The 14428-nt window shown below is 68.9% G+C and carries 18 protein-coding genes; 13 read left to right on the forward strand and 5 right to left on the reverse strand.

From position 1 onward, the window contains the following. Positions 1–19: 19 nt before the first annotated feature. Together metK and B3K53_RS12780 are read left to right on the forward strand one after the other, a co-directional pair. A complete protein-coding gene (metK, locus tag B3K53_RS12775) occupies positions 20–1216 on the forward strand; it encodes a methionine adenosyltransferase (protein WP_292084793.1) in 1197 nt (398 codons plus the stop codon). 164 nt (positions 1217–1380) lie between these two features. Further along, positions 1381–2613, forward strand: a complete 1233-nt coding sequence (locus tag B3K53_RS12780; protein ID WP_292084795.1) for an argininosuccinate synthase — start codon at positions 1381–1383, stop codon at positions 2611–2613. An 11-nt stretch (positions 2614–2624) separates the two neighbouring features. On the opposite strand, the gene B3K53_RS12785 is transcribed toward B3K53_RS12780, so the two are convergent. Then, complete coding sequence (locus tag B3K53_RS12785) at positions 2625–3950, reverse strand: PQQ-dependent sugar dehydrogenase (protein ID WP_292084796.1); 1326 nt, start codon at positions 3948–3950, stop codon at positions 2625–2627. 117 nt (positions 3951–4067) lie between these two features. On the opposite strand from B3K53_RS12785, the gene B3K53_RS12790 reads away from it, so the two are divergent. The 4 genes from B3K53_RS12790 to B3K53_RS12805 all read left to right on the forward strand — a co-directional run bounded on the left by B3K53_RS12790 (position 4068) and on the right by B3K53_RS12805 (position 6546). Continuing rightward, positions 4068–4562 carry a hypothetical protein gene (locus B3K53_RS12790; RefSeq protein WP_292084797.1) on the forward strand — a complete coding sequence of 165 codons (495 nt, stop codon included), beginning with the start codon at positions 4068–4070 and terminating at the stop codon, positions 4560–4562. Between the two features lie 117 nt (positions 4563–4679). Further along, positions 4680–5210, forward strand: a complete 531-nt coding sequence (locus tag B3K53_RS12795) for a hypothetical protein (protein ID WP_292084798.1) — start codon at positions 4680–4682, stop codon at positions 5208–5210. A gap of 52 nt (positions 5211–5262) precedes the next feature. Next, the gene (locus B3K53_RS12800; protein WP_292084799.1) at positions 5263–5901 is read left to right on the forward strand and encodes a LysE family translocator; all 639 of its coding nucleotides are present in this window, start codon (positions 5263–5265) and stop codon (positions 5899–5901) included. Between the two features lie 87 nt (positions 5902–5988). Continuing rightward, positions 5989–6546, forward strand: coding sequence for a CC0125/CC1285 family lipoprotein (locus B3K53_RS12805; protein ID WP_292084800.1), 558 nt, complete (start codon positions 5989–5991; stop codon positions 6544–6546). 146 nt (positions 6547–6692) lie between these two features. On the opposite strand, the gene B3K53_RS12810 is transcribed toward B3K53_RS12805, so the two are convergent. Beyond that, positions 6693–7433: a DUF6065 family protein gene (locus tag B3K53_RS12810; RefSeq protein WP_292084801.1), complete on the reverse strand. Its 741-nt coding sequence runs from the start codon at positions 7431–7433 to the stop codon at positions 6693–6695. An 86-nt stretch (positions 7434–7519) separates the two neighbouring features. Between B3K53_RS12810 and B3K53_RS12815 the strand changes: the two genes are divergently transcribed. Continuing rightward, positions 7520–8050, forward strand: a complete 531-nt coding sequence (locus B3K53_RS12815) for a prolyl-tRNA synthetase associated domain-containing protein (RefSeq protein WP_292084802.1) — start codon at positions 7520–7522, stop codon at positions 8048–8050. Between the two features lie 4 nt (positions 8051–8054). Here the strand turns inward: B3K53_RS12815 and B3K53_RS12820 are convergent, their stop codons facing one another. Both B3K53_RS12820 and B3K53_RS12825 read right to left on the reverse strand, forming a co-directional pair. Then, entirely contained in the window at positions 8055–8510 is a 456-nt protein-coding gene (locus tag B3K53_RS12820; RefSeq protein WP_292084803.1) for a MarR family winged helix-turn-helix transcriptional regulator, read from the reverse strand. Between the two features lie 15 nt (positions 8511–8525). Next, positions 8526–9779 carry a S41 family peptidase gene (locus B3K53_RS12825; RefSeq protein WP_292084804.1) on the reverse strand — a complete coding sequence of 418 codons (1254 nt, stop codon included), beginning with the start codon at positions 9777–9779 and terminating at the stop codon, positions 8526–8528. A gap of 613 nt (positions 9780–10392) precedes the next feature. On the opposite strand from B3K53_RS12825, the gene B3K53_RS12830 reads away from it, so the two are divergent. The 6 genes from B3K53_RS12830 to B3K53_RS12855 all read left to right on the forward strand — a co-directional run bounded on the left by B3K53_RS12830 (position 10393) and on the right by B3K53_RS12855 (position 12924). Beyond that, entirely contained in the window at positions 10393–11286 is an 894-nt protein-coding gene (locus B3K53_RS12830) for a thioredoxin family protein (RefSeq protein ID WP_292084805.1), read from the forward strand. A 13-nt stretch (positions 11287–11299) separates the two neighbouring features. Next, complete coding sequence (locus B3K53_RS12835; protein ID WP_292084806.1) at positions 11300–11956, forward strand: LON peptidase substrate-binding domain-containing protein; 657 nt, start codon at positions 11300–11302, stop codon at positions 11954–11956. A 162-nt stretch (positions 11957–12118) separates the two neighbouring features. Continuing rightward, positions 12119–12313: a Trm112 family protein gene (locus B3K53_RS12840; RefSeq protein ID WP_292084807.1), complete on the forward strand. Its 195-nt coding sequence runs from the start codon at positions 12119–12121 to the stop codon at positions 12311–12313. A gap of 91 nt (positions 12314–12404) precedes the next feature. Continuing rightward, on the forward strand, positions 12405–12542 hold the full coding sequence (locus B3K53_RS12845; protein ID WP_292084808.1) for a hypothetical protein: 138 nt from the start codon (positions 12405–12407) through the stop codon (positions 12540–12542). Next, on the forward strand, positions 12539–12754 hold the full coding sequence (locus B3K53_RS12850) for a hypothetical protein (RefSeq protein ID WP_292084809.1): 216 nt from the start codon (positions 12539–12541) through the stop codon (positions 12752–12754). Before B3K53_RS12845 ends, B3K53_RS12850 begins: the two co-directional genes overlap by 4 nt. Next, positions 12751–12924, forward strand: a complete 174-nt coding sequence (locus B3K53_RS12855; RefSeq protein WP_292084810.1) for a hypothetical protein — start codon at positions 12751–12753, stop codon at positions 12922–12924. Before B3K53_RS12850 ends, B3K53_RS12855 begins: the two co-directional genes overlap by 4 nt. A gap of 183 nt (positions 12925–13107) precedes the next feature. Here the strand turns inward: B3K53_RS12855 and B3K53_RS12860 are convergent, their stop codons facing one another. Next, positions 13108–14358: a UbiH/UbiF/VisC/COQ6 family ubiquinone biosynthesis hydroxylase gene (locus tag B3K53_RS12860; RefSeq protein ID WP_292084811.1), complete on the reverse strand. Its 1251-nt coding sequence runs from the start codon at positions 14356–14358 to the stop codon at positions 13108–13110. Positions 14359–14428: the final 70 nt, after the last annotated feature.

The raw sequence follows: 14428 nt of genomic DNA on the forward strand, positions 1-14428 counted from the left end.
CGTCTTGCAGGAGCCTGCCTTGGCCCGTTCGTCGTTTCTGTTCACCTCCGAGAGCGTCTCGGAAGGCCACCCCGACAAGGTCGCGGACCAGATCTCCGACTCCATCGTCGATCTGTTCCTGTCCAAGGACCCCGAGGCCCGCGTGGCGTGCGAGACCCTGACGACGACCAATCTGGTGGTTCTGGCCGGCGAGATCCGCGGCGAGGGCATCATGGACACGGAAGGCAACTGGGCCCCCGGCGTCGAGCAGGAGATCGAGGCTGCGGTGCGCGGCGTGGTGCGCGACATCGGCTATGAGCAGGACGGCTTCCACTGGAAGACCTTCCGCTTCGAGAACAACCTGCACCCGCAATCGGCCCACATCGCCCAGGGCGTCGACGCCGGCGAGGACAAGGACGAGGGCGCGGGGGACCAGGGCATCATGTTCGGCTACGCCTCGAACGAGACGCCCGAGCTGATGCCGGCCACCCTGCAGTACAGCCACAACATCCTGAAGGCCTTGGCCGACGCCCGCCATTCAGGCCAGGAGCCGGGCCTGGAGCCCGACGCCAAGAGCCAGGTGACGCTCTTCTATGAAAACGGCCGCCCGGTGCGCGCCACCTCGATCGTCGTCTCGACCCAGCACAAGGACGGCCTCAGCCAGGCGCAGGTCGCCGCCATCGTCAAACCCTATGTCGAGAAGGTGCTGCCGCAGGGCTTCATCACCAACGAGACCGAGTGGCACATCAACCCGACCGGCACCTTCGTCATCGGCGGGCCTGACGGCGACGCCGGCGTGACCGGCCGCAAGATCATCGTCGACACCTACGGCGGCGCGGCCCCGCACGGCGGCGGCGCCTTCTCGGGCAAGGACCCGACGAAGGTCGACCGCTCGGCCGCCTACGCCTGCCGCTACCTGGCCAAGAACGTGGTCGCCGCCGGTCTGGCCGACCGCTGCACCATCCAGATCAGCTACGCCATCGGCGTGTCCAAGCCCCTGTCGGTCCACGTCGACCTGCACGGCACGGGCAAGATCGACGAGGCGGTGCTGGAAGCCGAGCTGCCCAGGCTGATCGGCGGCGCCTCGCCGCGCGCCATCCGCGAGCACCTGGGCCTGAACAAGCCCATCTATCGCCGCAGCGCCGCCTATGGCCACTTCGGCCGCACGCCCGACGCCGACGGCGGCTTCAGCTGGGAAAAGACCGATCTGGTCGACAAGCTGAAGGCCCTCGTCTGAGCCCCGCAGCCGCCTGAATGAGAAAGGGCGTCGCGGCTTCGGTCGCGGCGCCCTTTTCGCATCCGGCGCCCGCAACACAATCATGCCCTTGCATCACGCGGCGTCTGGTCCTTTAAGCGCGCCAGACACGCCTCCCCGCGTTTTCCCGAAGGAAGTTTCGACCGATGACCTCGCCCGCCCCCAAGAAAGTCGTCCTCGCCTATTCGGGCGGGCTGGACACGTCGATCATCCTGAAGTGGCTGCAGGAGGAATACGGCGCCGAGGTCATCACCTTCACCGCCGACCTGGGTCAGGGCGAAGAGCTGGCGCCCGCCAAGGAGAAGGCGCTGAAGCTGGGCATCAAGCCCGAGAACATCTTCATCGACGACCTGCGCGAAGAGTTCGTGCGCGACTTCGTCTTCCCCATGTTCCGCGCCAACGCCCTCTATGAAGGCCAGTACCTGCTCGGCACCTCGATCGCCCGTCCGCTGATCGCCAAGCGCCAGATCGAGATCGCCCGCCAGCTGGGCGCCGACGCCGTCTGCCACGGCGCCACCGGCAAGGGCAACGACCAGGTCCGCTTCGAGCTGGGCTACTACGCCCTGAACCCCGACATCCACGTCATCGCCCCCTGGCGCGAGTGGGAGTTCCGTTCGCGCGAGGCCCTGCTGGACTTCGCCGAAAAGCACCAGATCCCGATCTCCAAGGACAAGCGCGGCGAGGCCCCCTTCTCGGTCGACGCCAACCTTCTGCACTCCTCGTCCGAGGGCAAGGTGCTGGAAGACCCGGCCGTCGAGGCCCCCGAGTTCGTGCACCAGCGCACCATCTCGCCCGAAGCCGCCCCTGACGTGGCCACGGTCATCGAGATCGGTTTCGAGAAGGGCGACGCCGTCTCGATCAACGGCGAAGCCATGTCGCCCGCCACCCTGCTGACCGCCCTGAACCAGTACGGCCACGACAACGGCATCGGCCGTCTGGACCTGGTCGAGAACCGCTTCGTCGGCATGAAGTCGCGCGGCGTCTATGAAACCCCCGGCGGGACCATCCTGCTGGCCGCCCATCGCGGCATCGAGTCCATCACCCTGGACCGCGGCGCCATGCACCTGAAGGACGAACTGGCGGTCAAATACGCCCACCTCGTCTACAACGGCTTCTGGTTCTCGCCCGAGCGCGAGATGCTGCAGGCCGCCGTCGACAAGAGCCAGGAGAAGGTCTCGGGCACGGTCAAGGTCAAGCTCTACAAGGGCAACGCCACGGTCATCGGCCGCGAGAGCCCCTACAGCCTCTATGATCAGGACCTGGTGACCTTCGAAGAAGGCGTCCAGGCCTATGACCACAAGGACGCCGCCGGCTTCATCAAGCTGAACGCCCTGCGCCTGCGCGTCCTGGCCAAGCGCGACGCCCGCACCCAGGGCTAAGCCCTGAAAGACTAGGGCCGGGCGATCCTCAGGATCGCCCGGCTGCGGTCGTCCGTGACCCAGATCGAGCCGTCGGCGGCGACCGCCATCACCACCGGCGAGCCGCGCGGCTGACGCCCGGCCACGCGATCCCAGCCCGGCGTCAGCACCTTGCCCTTCACGCTCGGCGCCCCGGCCGGATAGGCCAGCGATCCACGCGGATAGATGGCGTAACGCCCGCCCACGTCGGTCAGCGGCACGCCTTGCGCATCCGTCTCCACCGCCGTGATCCGTCCCGCCGTGCGCCGATAGCCGTGCCAGGTCATCAGCAGACGGCCGCGCAGTTCCGGGAACATCGCCCCCTCGTAATAGATCATGTCCAGCGGCGCCGCGTGCGGCGGCAGCAGGGCGACGGGCTGATCCCGCTCGCCGCAGCGCGCCTGTCGCGCGGGCCAACCGGGCAAGGGCGTCGATAGGTCCACGCAATAGGGCCAGCCGTAGTGCCCGCCCTGACGCAGCACATTGACCTCGTCGAACGGATGCTCGGGCGTGGGCAGATCGACCGAATTCTCGGCCTGCAACACCGTCCCCGACGGATGGCGCACCAGGGCGATGGAGTTCCTCAGCCCGCTGGCGAAGACGCTGCTCTCCTCGGCCCAACGCCCATTCCCCAGATAGGCGTGACGCCGCACCTGGGCGGTAGTGGCCTCCTCGACGCAGGCCCCAGGCTTGTCGGCACTAGGCGCATCCGTCTTCGGCTTGCCCGCCCCATCCAGACAGCGGTCGCTCGGCGCCCCGACATTGACCAGCAGGTCGCCGTTGCCGTCGAAGACGAAACTGGACAGCGGGTGACGGTTGTCGTGCAGCCGATTGTCCGGCAGGTCGCCAATCACCGTCCGCACGCTGGCCGCCGGGTCCGCCGCCTCGGGGTCCAGCGTCAGGATGCGGTTCATCTCGGACACATAGATGCGCCCGTCCGGCCCGCGCGCCACGGTGTGCGGCATCGACAGGCCCCGCGCCAGACGCCGCCATTGCGCCGCGCCGTCCGCCGCGAACGACAGGCGCCAGACCGCCCCCTTGCCCGCCTCCCAGCCGCCCAGGTCGGTGACCAGCCAGTCGCCGTCCGCGAGTTGCATCAGGCCGCGCGGCATCCTCGGCCCCTCGCTTCCCGCGCCCTGCCAGACCAGACCCAGGCACAGGCCGGGCGCCGTCCGCACCGTGGTCGCAGGCCGCCCGCCGCAGTCGCCGGAGGTCGCATAGGCGCGCGCCGGGCTGCCTGTCTGGGCGCCCGTCGGCGTCCCCCCGGACAACAGACCCGCCGCAACGGTCAGACCGAGCAGAAGAAAAGATCGTTTCATGCCCCCATGCTGACGCTTGCTCTCGGCGTCTGACAAGGCCAACTTCGCCTTCAACCGAACCCTCGGTCTTGTCTTGCGGCGAGTATCGCACTCCCGCCCTGCCGGAGCCTTCCTTACATGTCCCTGCATCTGACCCTCGCCGCCGCCGCGGCGACGCTCGCCTTCGCCGCGCCCGCCTTCGCCCAGGACGCCGCCCCGGCGACCCCCGCCCCCGCCGCAGCCCCTGCCGAAGCCAAGTCGCCCGCCGAGCTCGAGATGGAGGCCAAGGCCGCCGCCTTCCAGGCTCGCATGGAAAGCCTGCAGACTGAACTGAGCGCCGTGGTCGACGGCCCCGACGGCGGCGACGAAGCCAAGCGCATGGCCGCCGCCGACGCCATCCTGGCCAGCTACCAGCCCGATTTCGACGCCTTCGCCTCGGCCTTCGAGACCTTCCTCGACGGTCAACTGGCGGCGTCCACCGACGAGGCCGAGCGCCAGCAGCTGACCGACGCCCGCGGCAAGGTCGGCACGGCGATTCGCGGCATCGCCCCGCAGATCCGCGTCGCGGTCCAGCAGGCGATCACGGCGGCCGCCGCCGCTCCGGCCGCCACGGTCGTCGCGACGCCCAACTGAGGTCAGAACGGGGGCGGTCCGGCTTCAGGTCGAGGCCGCCCCTCGCCTTACCGCGATTTCACTTGAGGCCGGGCGGCGTTCGGCGGACCTTGCGGCGTCCGCTCAAGGAGCCCCCTGATGATCCGCGCCCTGTCGCTCGCCGCCGCCCTCGCCCTGCTGCCCGTCTCCGCCGCCGTGGCGCAGGAGGCCAAGACCTCCGCCGAGGTCCAGCTGGAATCCGCCGCCGCCGACTTCGAGAAGAAGATGGAGGAGTTCGGCGAACGCGCCGAAGCCATCGAGGCGGACGCATCTCTGGGCGATACGGCCAAGGGCCTGCGCATCGCCGCCCTGTGGTCCGAGTACCAGCCCCACGTGACCGCCTTCACCGGCGTCGCCGCGCAACAGGCGAACCTGATCGCCCAGCAGGCCCTCGCCGATGTGGACATCGAAGCCGTCGTGACCGAGGCCATGGCCGGCGTCGCCCCCCTGGTTCAGGGCCTGGCGGTCAACAGCACCTGGGCCCAGCCCGATCCCGACCAGATGGTGACCTACGGCCTCATGGCCGACTACGCCGTCGGCCAGTCGCTGGACGCCATCGAAGAGGTCCACGAGGCCTTCGACGCCCCGCTCGCGCCTCCGGCGCCGCCCGCCCCGCCCGCCGAGGCCTGATCCCGTCCGACAAGGCTTGACCTGACCCGTCCCCCGCCGGAAAGGGGACGCCATGGCCGCGCTTCCTGTCGATCCGCATCTCTACGCCGCCTTCCTGGGCGTCATGGCCGTCATGGCCATCACCCCGGGCCCGGCCAACCTGTTCGCCGTGGCGACGGGCATGGAGAAGGGCCGCGCCTCGGCCCTGATCGGCGTGGTCGGCATGAACGCCGCCACCCTGGTCTGGTTCGCCGCCGCCGCCCTGGGCCTCGGCGCCCTGGTCGCCGCCTTCCCCCAGGTCTTTCGCATTATCGCCGTCCTCGGCGCCCTCTATGTCGCCTGGCTGGGGATCAAGGCCCTGCGCGGCGCCTTCGCCACCGCCGCTGAACCGGATCATGTCGAGGTCAGGCGGGGGCGCAGCGCCCTGATCGACGGCTTCACCGTCCAGATCGCCAATCCCAAGGCCATCCTCTTCTTCACCGCCGTCCTGCCGCCCTTTCTAGACGTCAACCGCCCGGTCGCGCCCCAGCTGGCCCTGTTCGCCCTGGCCACCATCGGCATGGACGTCCTGTCGATGAGCGCCTACGGCCTCGGCGGCGCCGCCCTGGCCAACCGGATGAACCAGCCCCGCTTCAAGCGCGGCTTCGGCATCTTCGTCGGCGCCCTGCTGATCCTTGCGGCGATCCTGATCGTCACCAGATTGCACGGATAGGCGTCTGTGTCGCAGCCTCAGGAACTTGGCTGTTCACCTGTCGTTCAGCACCAAGGACGTTCAGTGAACGCTCAAGGAGAACCTCCCATGAGAAATCTTCGTAAGACGTCGGTTCTGGTCGCCCTCGCCGGGGCCCTGGCCCTGGGCGCCTGCGCCACCGCCACCCCCTATCAGCCGGCCGGTCTCAACGGCCAGCGCGGCGGCTACGCCGAGCAGCGTCTGGAAGCCAATCGCTACGCCGTCAGCTTCTCGGGCAACTCGGTCACCTCGCGCGATCAGGTCGAAATGTCCCTGCTGCTGCGTTCGGCCGAGCTGACGGTCGAGAACGGCTACGACTGGTTCGCCACGGTGACCCGCGCCACCGACCGCGACACCCGCTTCTACACGACGCCCGATCCCTTCTACTACGACCGCTACGGCCCCTACTGGGGTCCGTCGTGGCGCTTCTACCAGCGCGGCTACTGGAGCACCTGGGATCCCTACTGGGGTCGCGACCGCGACATCCGTCAGGTCGACCGCTACGAGGCCACGGCCGAGATCGTCATGGGCCGCGGTCCCAAGCCCGCCGGCGACGTCAACGCCTTCGACGCGCGCGAGGTCATCAACAACCTCGGCCCGCGCGTGACGCGGCCGGCTCCGAGGTAAGAGCGCTATCGCTCGCCGCGCGGCGGCTCGCTGCGTGAGCGAACACTTGCCGCGCTAAAAAACGCCCGCCTCATCGCTGAGGCGGGCGTTTCTGTCTGTGATCACGGCCTCAAGTAGCCCAAAGGGCGGTAGGCCCCAAAAAAATGTCAGCCGACCCGAGGCGTCTTGAGCCTGCGCTTGTTGGCGTGGGTGGCCGGCGCCGAGCCCAGGTCCTCCGGCACCTCGCCCTTGAAGTAGAAGCGCTGCCAGGCCTCCTTGGCCGCGTCGGGATCGCCCGAGGCCAGGCGGGTGTTGAAGTCGGTGCGCGCCCGGTTCCAGGCGTCGAACTGGCCCCTCATGCCGGGATTGGACTCCAGCGAACGGATCACCGGCTCGAAGGCCTCCACCTTGCGATGCTCGATCGGCAGGATGAAGCAGAAGGGCTCGCCCTTCTCGAACCGCACCTTGCCGGGCCGGGTGAAGATCCAGTTCATGGTGAAGGGGAAGGGCAGCCAGTCGGTCTCGATCAGGCCGGTCAGCGGCTGGATGCCGTCCTTGACGTGGTTGGGCGAGCCTTGCGCCAGCATGCCCCAGCCCGGCGGCGTGCGGAACAGGTACTGGGGGTGCATGGTCAGCACCCCGCGCGAGAAGTGCGAGGTGACGAAGTGGTCCATCTCCGGCTGGTGCCGGTCGGGCGTGATCTTGATGTCGGACTGGGCCGGCCCGCCGTTCCACTCGGCGGTGAAGCCGAAGGGACAGAGGATCTCCCACCCCGTGGTGTTGGCCATGTTCAGCGGCAGGCAGCGATAAGGGTGCCGGCTGGCGAAGGCGTCCATCCAGTTGCGCGACTGGCGGCCCGGCACCAGGTCGCACGGCCGGGCGGTCATCGGATAGCATTCCAGTTCCAAGACGCGGGCTCCCAAACAGGTCGAACAGGGGGTAACGATATCGTCTTCTCCCCTATCGCCCCCGCCGCCCGTCCGACAAGGCCGAGATGACCGACACCGCCCCTGAACTGACTGTTCCGTCCTATGACCGCGCCCGCCTGCTGGCCTGGATGGCCGACAACGCGATCACGCAGACCACCCACGACCACCCCGCCGTCTTCCGGGTGGAGGAAGGTCTGGAGCTCAAGGCCGACCTGCCCGGCCTCCACACCAAGAACCTCTTCCTCAAGGATAAGAAGGGCCGGCTGTGGCTGATCTCGGCGGCCCAGGACACGGTCATCGACCTGAAGCGCGCCCATCGGACCCTCGGCTCCGACCGCCTGTCCTTCGGCAACGAGGTGCTGATGTGGGAGACGCTCGGCGTCCGCCCCGGCTCGGTCACGGCGCTGGGCCTGATCAACGATGGGGATCGCCGCGTCACCTTCGTCCTGGATCAACGCCTGTGGGACGCCGACATCGTCAACTTCCACCCCCTGACCAATACAGCGACCACCGCCCTGTCTCAGGCCGACTTCCGCCGCCTCCTGAGCCTGCTGGACCGCGCGCCCCTGGTGGTGGATTTCGACGCCCTGGACTGAGTCGCTAGACGTCCATGCGCGCGGCCAGAGACCGGGCCTGCAGGGACTGGATGGCGCGCTTGATCGCGTCGAACACGGGGCCGGCGTCCTGCTCCATCTCGGCGTAGGCCCGCTCGAACGCGCCATCCAGACTATCGAGCAGGGCCAGCTGATCTCGCCCTCGTTCCGTGATCGCGATCAGGTTCACCCTCTGGTCGGCGGGATCGGGCTGGCGGCTGACCAGCCCCAGGGTCACCAGCTTGGGGATCTTCTGCTGCAGCAGCTGGTGCGAACGGTCCAGCGCCCGCCCCAGATCGGCGACCGAGACCGGACCCAGCATGGCGATGGCGCTCAACAGCGACGACGACTTGACCGGAATGACCAGGCCGGCGCGCTTGAACACCTCGGCCGACTGCTGCTCGATCAATTCGCTCAACTGCTCGCTGAGGCGGCCCAGATAGGTCCGGTTCAACTCGATCATTCGCCTGACGGCTCCTCAATCCAGGCGACGATAGGCGGCCGTTTCGCCGGACTTCCACACCCGTTCCAACCCGACCACGGCGCCGTTCGTCCGCACCAGACGAAAGCGGTAGTCATCCGTGCCCTGAACCGCAAACAGATCCTTGCCGATCGGGTCCAGCGCCAGAACAAAGCGCTCGCGCCAATGATAGGCCAGGCCGCCGGACGTGCGCACCAGGGTTCGCCCCTCATAGGTCCCCGCCGCCTCATCCAGATCGCGGGGGCTGGGCCTCTGGCCCGTCAACGCCCATTCGACCGGAACCAGCGCCCATTTCGCGTCCGCATCCCCGGCCTCCGCCCGGCTCCGCAGCAGGAATTTCTGCGCCGCCAGCAGGGCGTCCGAGGCCGGGACGATCAGGTCGGGGGTCACCCCGACCCCCTCGAAATCCTGACCCTTGATCGGATCGCGGATCTGGCCGAAGGGCACCTGCAGCATGAAGCGGTCGTCGATCGGCGCCCGGGTGACGGGATGGGCGCCGCCGGCCGTCTGCTCGCCGATCACGGTCGCCCGGCCGAGGCGCTGCAGCGAGAACGCCATCCACTCCGCCGAGGAAAAGGAGGTCGAACCGGTCAGGACCACGACAGGCATGTCCGCAAACCTCGGGCCCGACACGGCGGCCAGGTTCCACTGGCTGCGCGCCACCTGAAACCCTTTTTCGTTGTAGTTGTAGTCGAAGAACAGCTGATCCTTGCCCGCCGGATAGAGGTAGCTCATCAGGAACTGAGCCATCTCCAGAACCCCGCCGTTGTTGTAGCGCAGGTCGAAGATCAGACCCTTGGCCCCTTCGGCGAAGCGCATGGCCCCCACCGCCGCCTCCTGGCCGTATTGCGGGTCGGCGAAGAAGTCGAAGCGGATATAGGCCAGGTCCCCGTCCAGCCTTCGGGCTTCACGGAAACCGAAATTGGCCGCGCGCTCGATGTCGCGTCGCGCCTGGGTGCTGCTCTCCCCGCCCGCCTTGGCCTGACGGTCGGCGGCGACCTCGTCGGGATCAAAGGCCACGGTGAAATGCAGGTCCTCGCTGGCCTTGACCAGACCCTGCGACAGGCTCTCGGCGAACGGCCTGGCCTCGATCGGCCCGGCCTGAACCCGCCGGTCCAGTTCGGCCGAGATGGCGGGGATGCGGTCGGGAAAAACGTAGTTCTGCTTCAGCGCCGTCTCCAGGCGCGCCACCACCTCTCTTTGCGCCCCCTGATCCAGGGTCTGCGCCCGGACGGACGCGGGGGTCAGCATCACCAACGCCACCAAGGAGACAAAAGCGCGTGACGTCATCATCGATTCAATCCTGAAATATATTGCGCAATATGTTGTATAAATCCCGATTGTCAAATCGACGCTCTCTCTCGGCGCCTTTCGGCTTCCGCTTGCGGAACGCCGCGTTTCCCGGAATCGCCCTGTCTCCCCGGCGTCGCCCCGCCTAATATCGTCGTTATTTCGCCCTGCGCTCGCGCGGCGCGAGCGATGTTCGTGGCCTCAGACCCTCAAAGGGAGACGGTGCATGCGACTGTTGTCGAAAGCCCTCGCCGTGGGCGGCGTCGGTCTGGCCCTGACCGGATCGACCGCCCTGTCGCCTCTACCCGCCTCGAGGCCGGGGACGCTCAACGCGATCTGCGGTCCGGCGGCGGGCGGCGCCCTGGCCGGCGCCTTGCTGATCGGCTCGGCGGTCGCCGCCCCGCGGGTCAGGCCCAGACCCGTCAGGCCCAGACGAATTGGACTCTGTTTTTCAACGCCGGACCGGCGCCCCTTGCGGCCAGACGCCTCAGGCCTCTCACTTGGCGCTTGATGAGGAGGCATCCCGACGCCATCTGATCCGTTACGATTCTTCGACCCTGATGCGGACCCGATCATGACCTTCGCCGATCCCAAGCTTTCCGACGACCTGATCAAGGACGGCACCGACGCCAGCTTCATGGCCGACGTGGTCGAGGCCTCGAAACATCAGCCGGTCATCGTCGACTTCTGGGCCACCTGGTGCGGTCCGTGCCGCACCCTCGGCCCCGCTCTGGAGAAGGCCGTGCGCGGCGCCAAGGGCGCGGTGAAGATGGTCAAGATCGACGTCGACGCCAACCCGGCCTATGCGGGCCAGTTGCGGGTCCAGTCGATCCCGACCGTCTACGCCTTCGTCAACGGCCAGCCGGTCGACGGCTTCCAGGGCGCCATTCCCGACAGCCAGATCAAGGCCTTCATCGACAAGCTGACCGGCGGCGCCGGCGTCAACACCGACGTCGAGCAGCTGCTGTCGCTGGGCGAGGAATCCCTGTCGCTGAACGACCTCGGCGGCGCGGCCCAGGCCTTCGCCCATGTCCTGACCATGGAGCCTGACAACCCCAAGGCCATCGCCGGCATGGCCCGCGTCTATCTGGCCGAGGGCGACGCCGAACAGGCGCGCCAGACCATCGCCATGGCCCCGGCCGATTCCACCGACCCGATGGTCCAGAGCGTACGCGCCCAGCTGGCCCTGGCCGCAGCCGCGCCGACGGGCGCCAACGCCGAATTGGAAGCGAAGATCGCCGCCGATCCCAACGACCATCAGGCCCGCTACGACCTGTCTCTGGCCCTGGCTTCGACGGGCGACCTGAACGGCGCCGTCGATCAGCTGCTGGCCATCGTCAAGGCCGACCGCGAGTGGAACGACCAGGCCGCGCGCAAGCAGCTGCTGACCGTGTTCGAGGCGGCGGGCGCCACCAGCGAGGTCGCTCGCGACGGCCGTCGCCGCCTGTCCTCCATCCTCTTCGCCTGATCGGAGACCGGCGATGGCCCAGGGCTATATCAAGGCGATCGAGCTGCCCCAGGTGATCCCGGTCTTCCCCTTGCCGGGGTCGATCCTGCTGTCGCGCGGCCAGCTGCCGCTGAATGTCTTCGAGCCGCGCTACCTGAACATGGTCGACGACGCCATGGCCGGGGACCGGGTCATCGGCCTGATCCAGCCCATAGGCGGTCTGGGCGTCCAGCCGCCGCTGGCCCGCGTCGGCTGCGCCGGGCGCATCACCAGCTTCAACGAGACCTCGGACGGCCGCTATCTGATCACCCTGACCGGGATTTGCCGCTTCAACGTGGCCGGAGAGTTGCAGGTCAAGACGCCCTATCGTCAGGTCCGCGCCGACTTCGCGCCGTTCGAAGCCGATCTGCGCGCCCCCGATCCCGCCGCTGATTTCGACCGTCACGGCTTCCTCGACGCCCTGCGCCCCTATCTGGAGCACCGGGGCCTGAACGTGGACTGGGAGACCGCCGAGGCCGCGCCGCAGGAGGCCCTGATCAACAGCCTGGCCATGGCCCTGCCCTTCGAGGCCCCCGAAAAGCAGGCCCTGCTGGAAGCCGAGACCCTTGACGCCCGCGCCGAGGCCCTGACCGCCCTCCTGCGCATCGAGGCCGCCGCCAACGATGACGACGACGGCCCGGCGATGCAGTGAGTTGGCGCTGCCTCGACCTGGCGCTATGAACCGCAACCGCCTCTGGCGAACTATTGGGCGACCGGCGCCCTCAAGCAGCGAGCCGCCGCGCGGCGAACCTCAGGGCGCAAAACGCCCTCAAACAGTGAGCGACCGCGTCGCGAACGATAGGGCCCTAAAATTATGAGCGACGCCTTCAACACCCCCGTCTCGGTCGATCCCCGCCTGCTGGAGGTCCTGGTCTGCCCGGTCACGCGCGGCCGCCTGACCTATGACCGCGAGCGCAACGAACTGATCTCGGCCGGCGCCAAGCTGGCCTTCCCCATCCGCGACGGCGTGCCGATCATGCTGGCTGAGGACGCCCGCTCGCTGGACTGACGGCTTACGCCGCCCTTAGGCGGCGACCCGCTTTCCGCATCGCGCCCTTACGCCGCCCGGGTGTCTTCTTCGTCTCATGAAGGAGATGCCCATGAGCCGCCGCGCCCTGCTGAACCAGTCCCTGAAGCCTGCCGCTCCGCCCACGGTCTGGCGCATGACCCAGACCGTTCTGGCCCTCTATCTGGGCTGCACGCCCCGCGACCCCGGCGACCGGAGCCGCTCGCGATGATGACCGGCTATCCCGACGCGCGCCCCGCCCAATCCCTGGCCGCGCCCCACCGTCATCGCGCCTATGGCGTCGTCGCCCGCGACGGCGGCTGGTGCGTCACCCTGGACGACTGCGCCACCCGCCCCTTCAAGGACCGCGAAGCCGCCCTGCGCATCGCCCGCCAGCTGCAGCGCCAGGCCGACCGCCTGCACCACATCGAGCCACGCCCATGACCGCGCCTGTCCTGTTCGAGATCCGTCGCCTGGGCCGGGTCTGGCGCCTGGCCTCCTCAGACGGCCTCTTCTTCGGCCTGTTCCAGACCCGCGCTTCGGCCCTGCGCTGCGCGGTGGAGGAAGCCGACCGCCGCGACGACGCCGACGTCCTTCTGCACACCCACGACTAGGTGATCCTTCCTCCCCACTCGTGGGGAGGGGGACCGCGTAGCGGTGGAGAGGCCGGCGGCGCCAAGCTCGACCGAGCCCCTCCGTCTCGTCGGCTGCGCCGCCGATCCCACCTCCCCATTGCATGGGGAGGAGAGCCCTCAAGCAGCGAGCGCCCGCGGCGCGAGCGATAGGGCCTCTTCGCTTTAGAGGCTCTCGCCGCGCAGGAGGCGGGGCAGATCCCCTGTCGCGCCCCCGGCCTCGTGCATGAAGGCGCGGCGCAGGGGGGCGATGCGGTTGACCGCCGCCATGCCCAGGTCGCGGGCCAGCCGCACCGGCGCAATGTCGTTGGAGAAGAGCCGCACGAAACCGTCGAAGCCCGCCGCCAGGGCCGCATTGTCAAACCGACGCCAGCGGGCGTAGCGCTCCAGCACCAGCTCCGAGCCGATGTCCTCGCCGATGCGCACGGCGTCGGTCAGCACCTCGGCCAGGGCGGCGGCGTCCTTCAGCCCCATGTTCAGCCCCTGCCCCGCCACCGGGTGCACCCCGTGGGCGGCGTCGCCGAGGATGGCGATGCGCGGCGCGGTCAGCTTCTCTGCCAGTTGCAGCGACAGGGGATAGACGAAGCGCGGCCCGACCACCTCGACCCCGTCCAGGAACTCGCCGAAGCGGCGCATCAGGTGGGCGTGGAAGGCCTCGTCCGAGGCCGCCTTCAGGGCCTCGGCCCGGCGCGTGCTCTCGGTCCAGACCAGGCTGGCGCGCTGCTCCGTCAGAGGCAGGATGGCGAAGGGGCCGTCCGGCAGGAAATACTCATGGGCGACATTGCCATGATCGCGGCCCAGCCTGACCGTCGCCACCACGCCGCTCTGGCCGTAGCCCCAGCCGAAGGTGTCGATGCCCGCCGCCTGACGCACGGTCGAGCCGCGCCCCTCGGCGCCGACGACCAGAGGCGCCTGAATGGTTGCGCCGTTTTTCAAGGTCACCGTGGCCAGCCCCGGCCCGACCTCGACCCCGGCCACGCTGGCGGGCGCCCGGACCTCGATCCCGGCCGCGGTCACCGCCTCGGCCAGAGCCGTACGGATGCGGCGGTTCTCCAGCATATAGCCCAGGGGCTCGCCGCCGTTGCGGTCGCCGATCTCATCGGCGTCAAAGCGGATATAGGCCGGCGACGGCGGACGGCTGGCGGCGCCCGGGCGCTTGCCGTCCGTCACCAGAATCCGATCCATGCGGCAGGCGTGGGGCCGCAGGCTTTCGCCCAGACCGAGCGCGTCCAGCATCCGGAAGGTCGAATAGGCGATGGCGGTCGAGCGCCCGTCGAAGGTCGGCGCCAGCTGGGCGTCGAACGGCTGGGGATCGACCAGCACCGGCTTCAGTCCGCCCTGCGCCGCCGCCAGGGCGAACGTCGCCCCCGCCAGTCCCGCGCCCGCGATGATGATGTCGTAGTCCGTCTGAGCCATGCCGCCTGTGTCGCGCCGATGGCCGTCCGCGTCCAGAGGCGACGAGCGGGGCCAGACGTCGCGGCGACCG

It is taken from the genome of Brevundimonas sp. UBA7506 (genome assembly GCF_002479495.1).
GTDB lineage: Bacteria > Pseudomonadota > Alphaproteobacteria > Caulobacterales > Caulobacteraceae > Brevundimonas.

What these genes read in the sequence shown, in the direction of transcription:
- B3K53_RS12780 (WP_292084795.1), top strand. Translation starts at nt 1,381, where the DNA reads ATGACCTCGCCCGCCCCCAAGAAAGTCGTCCTCGCCTATTCGGGCGGG.
- B3K53_RS12785 (WP_292084796.1), bottom strand. Translation starts at nt 3,950, where the DNA reads ATGAAACGATCTTTTCTTCTGCTCGGTCTGACCGTTGCGGCGGGTCTG.
- B3K53_RS12790 (WP_292084797.1), top strand. Translation starts at nt 4,068, where the DNA reads ATGTCCCTGCATCTGACCCTCGCCGCCGCCGCGGCGACGCTCGCCTTC.
- B3K53_RS12795 (WP_292084798.1), top strand. Translation starts at nt 4,680, where the DNA reads ATGATCCGCGCCCTGTCGCTCGCCGCCGCCCTCGCCCTGCTGCCCGTC.
- B3K53_RS12800 (WP_292084799.1), top strand. Translation starts at nt 5,263, where the DNA reads ATGGCCGCGCTTCCTGTCGATCCGCATCTCTACGCCGCCTTCCTGGGC.
- B3K53_RS12805 (WP_292084800.1), top strand. Translation starts at nt 5,989, where the DNA reads ATGAGAAATCTTCGTAAGACGTCGGTTCTGGTCGCCCTCGCCGGGGCC.
- B3K53_RS12815 (WP_292084802.1), top strand. Translation starts at nt 7,520, where the DNA reads ATGACCGACACCGCCCCTGAACTGACTGTTCCGTCCTATGACCGCGCC.
- B3K53_RS12820 (WP_292084803.1), bottom strand. Translation starts at nt 8,510, where the DNA reads ATGATCGAGTTGAACCGGACCTATCTGGGCCGCCTCAGCGAGCAGTTG.
- B3K53_RS12825 (WP_292084804.1), bottom strand. Translation starts at nt 9,779, where the DNA reads ATGCTGACCCCCGCGTCCGTCCGGGCGCAGACCCTGGATCAGGGGGCG.
- B3K53_RS12830 (WP_292084805.1), top strand. Translation starts at nt 10,393, where the DNA reads ATGACCTTCGCCGATCCCAAGCTTTCCGACGACCTGATCAAGGACGGC.
- B3K53_RS12835 (WP_292084806.1), top strand. Translation starts at nt 11,300, where the DNA reads ATGGCCCAGGGCTATATCAAGGCGATCGAGCTGCCCCAGGTGATCCCG.
- B3K53_RS12840 (WP_292084807.1), top strand. Translation starts at nt 12,119, where the DNA reads ATGAGCGACGCCTTCAACACCCCCGTCTCGGTCGATCCCCGCCTGCTG.
- B3K53_RS12845 (WP_292084808.1), top strand. Translation starts at nt 12,405, where the DNA reads ATGAGCCGCCGCGCCCTGCTGAACCAGTCCCTGAAGCCTGCCGCTCCG.
- B3K53_RS12850 (WP_292084809.1), top strand. Translation starts at nt 12,539, where the DNA reads ATGATGACCGGCTATCCCGACGCGCGCCCCGCCCAATCCCTGGCCGCG.
- B3K53_RS12855 (WP_292084810.1), top strand. Translation starts at nt 12,751, where the DNA reads ATGACCGCGCCTGTCCTGTTCGAGATCCGTCGCCTGGGCCGGGTCTGG.
- B3K53_RS12860 (WP_292084811.1), bottom strand. Translation starts at nt 14,358, where the DNA reads ATGGCTCAGACGGACTACGACATCATCATCGCGGGCGCGGGACTGGCG.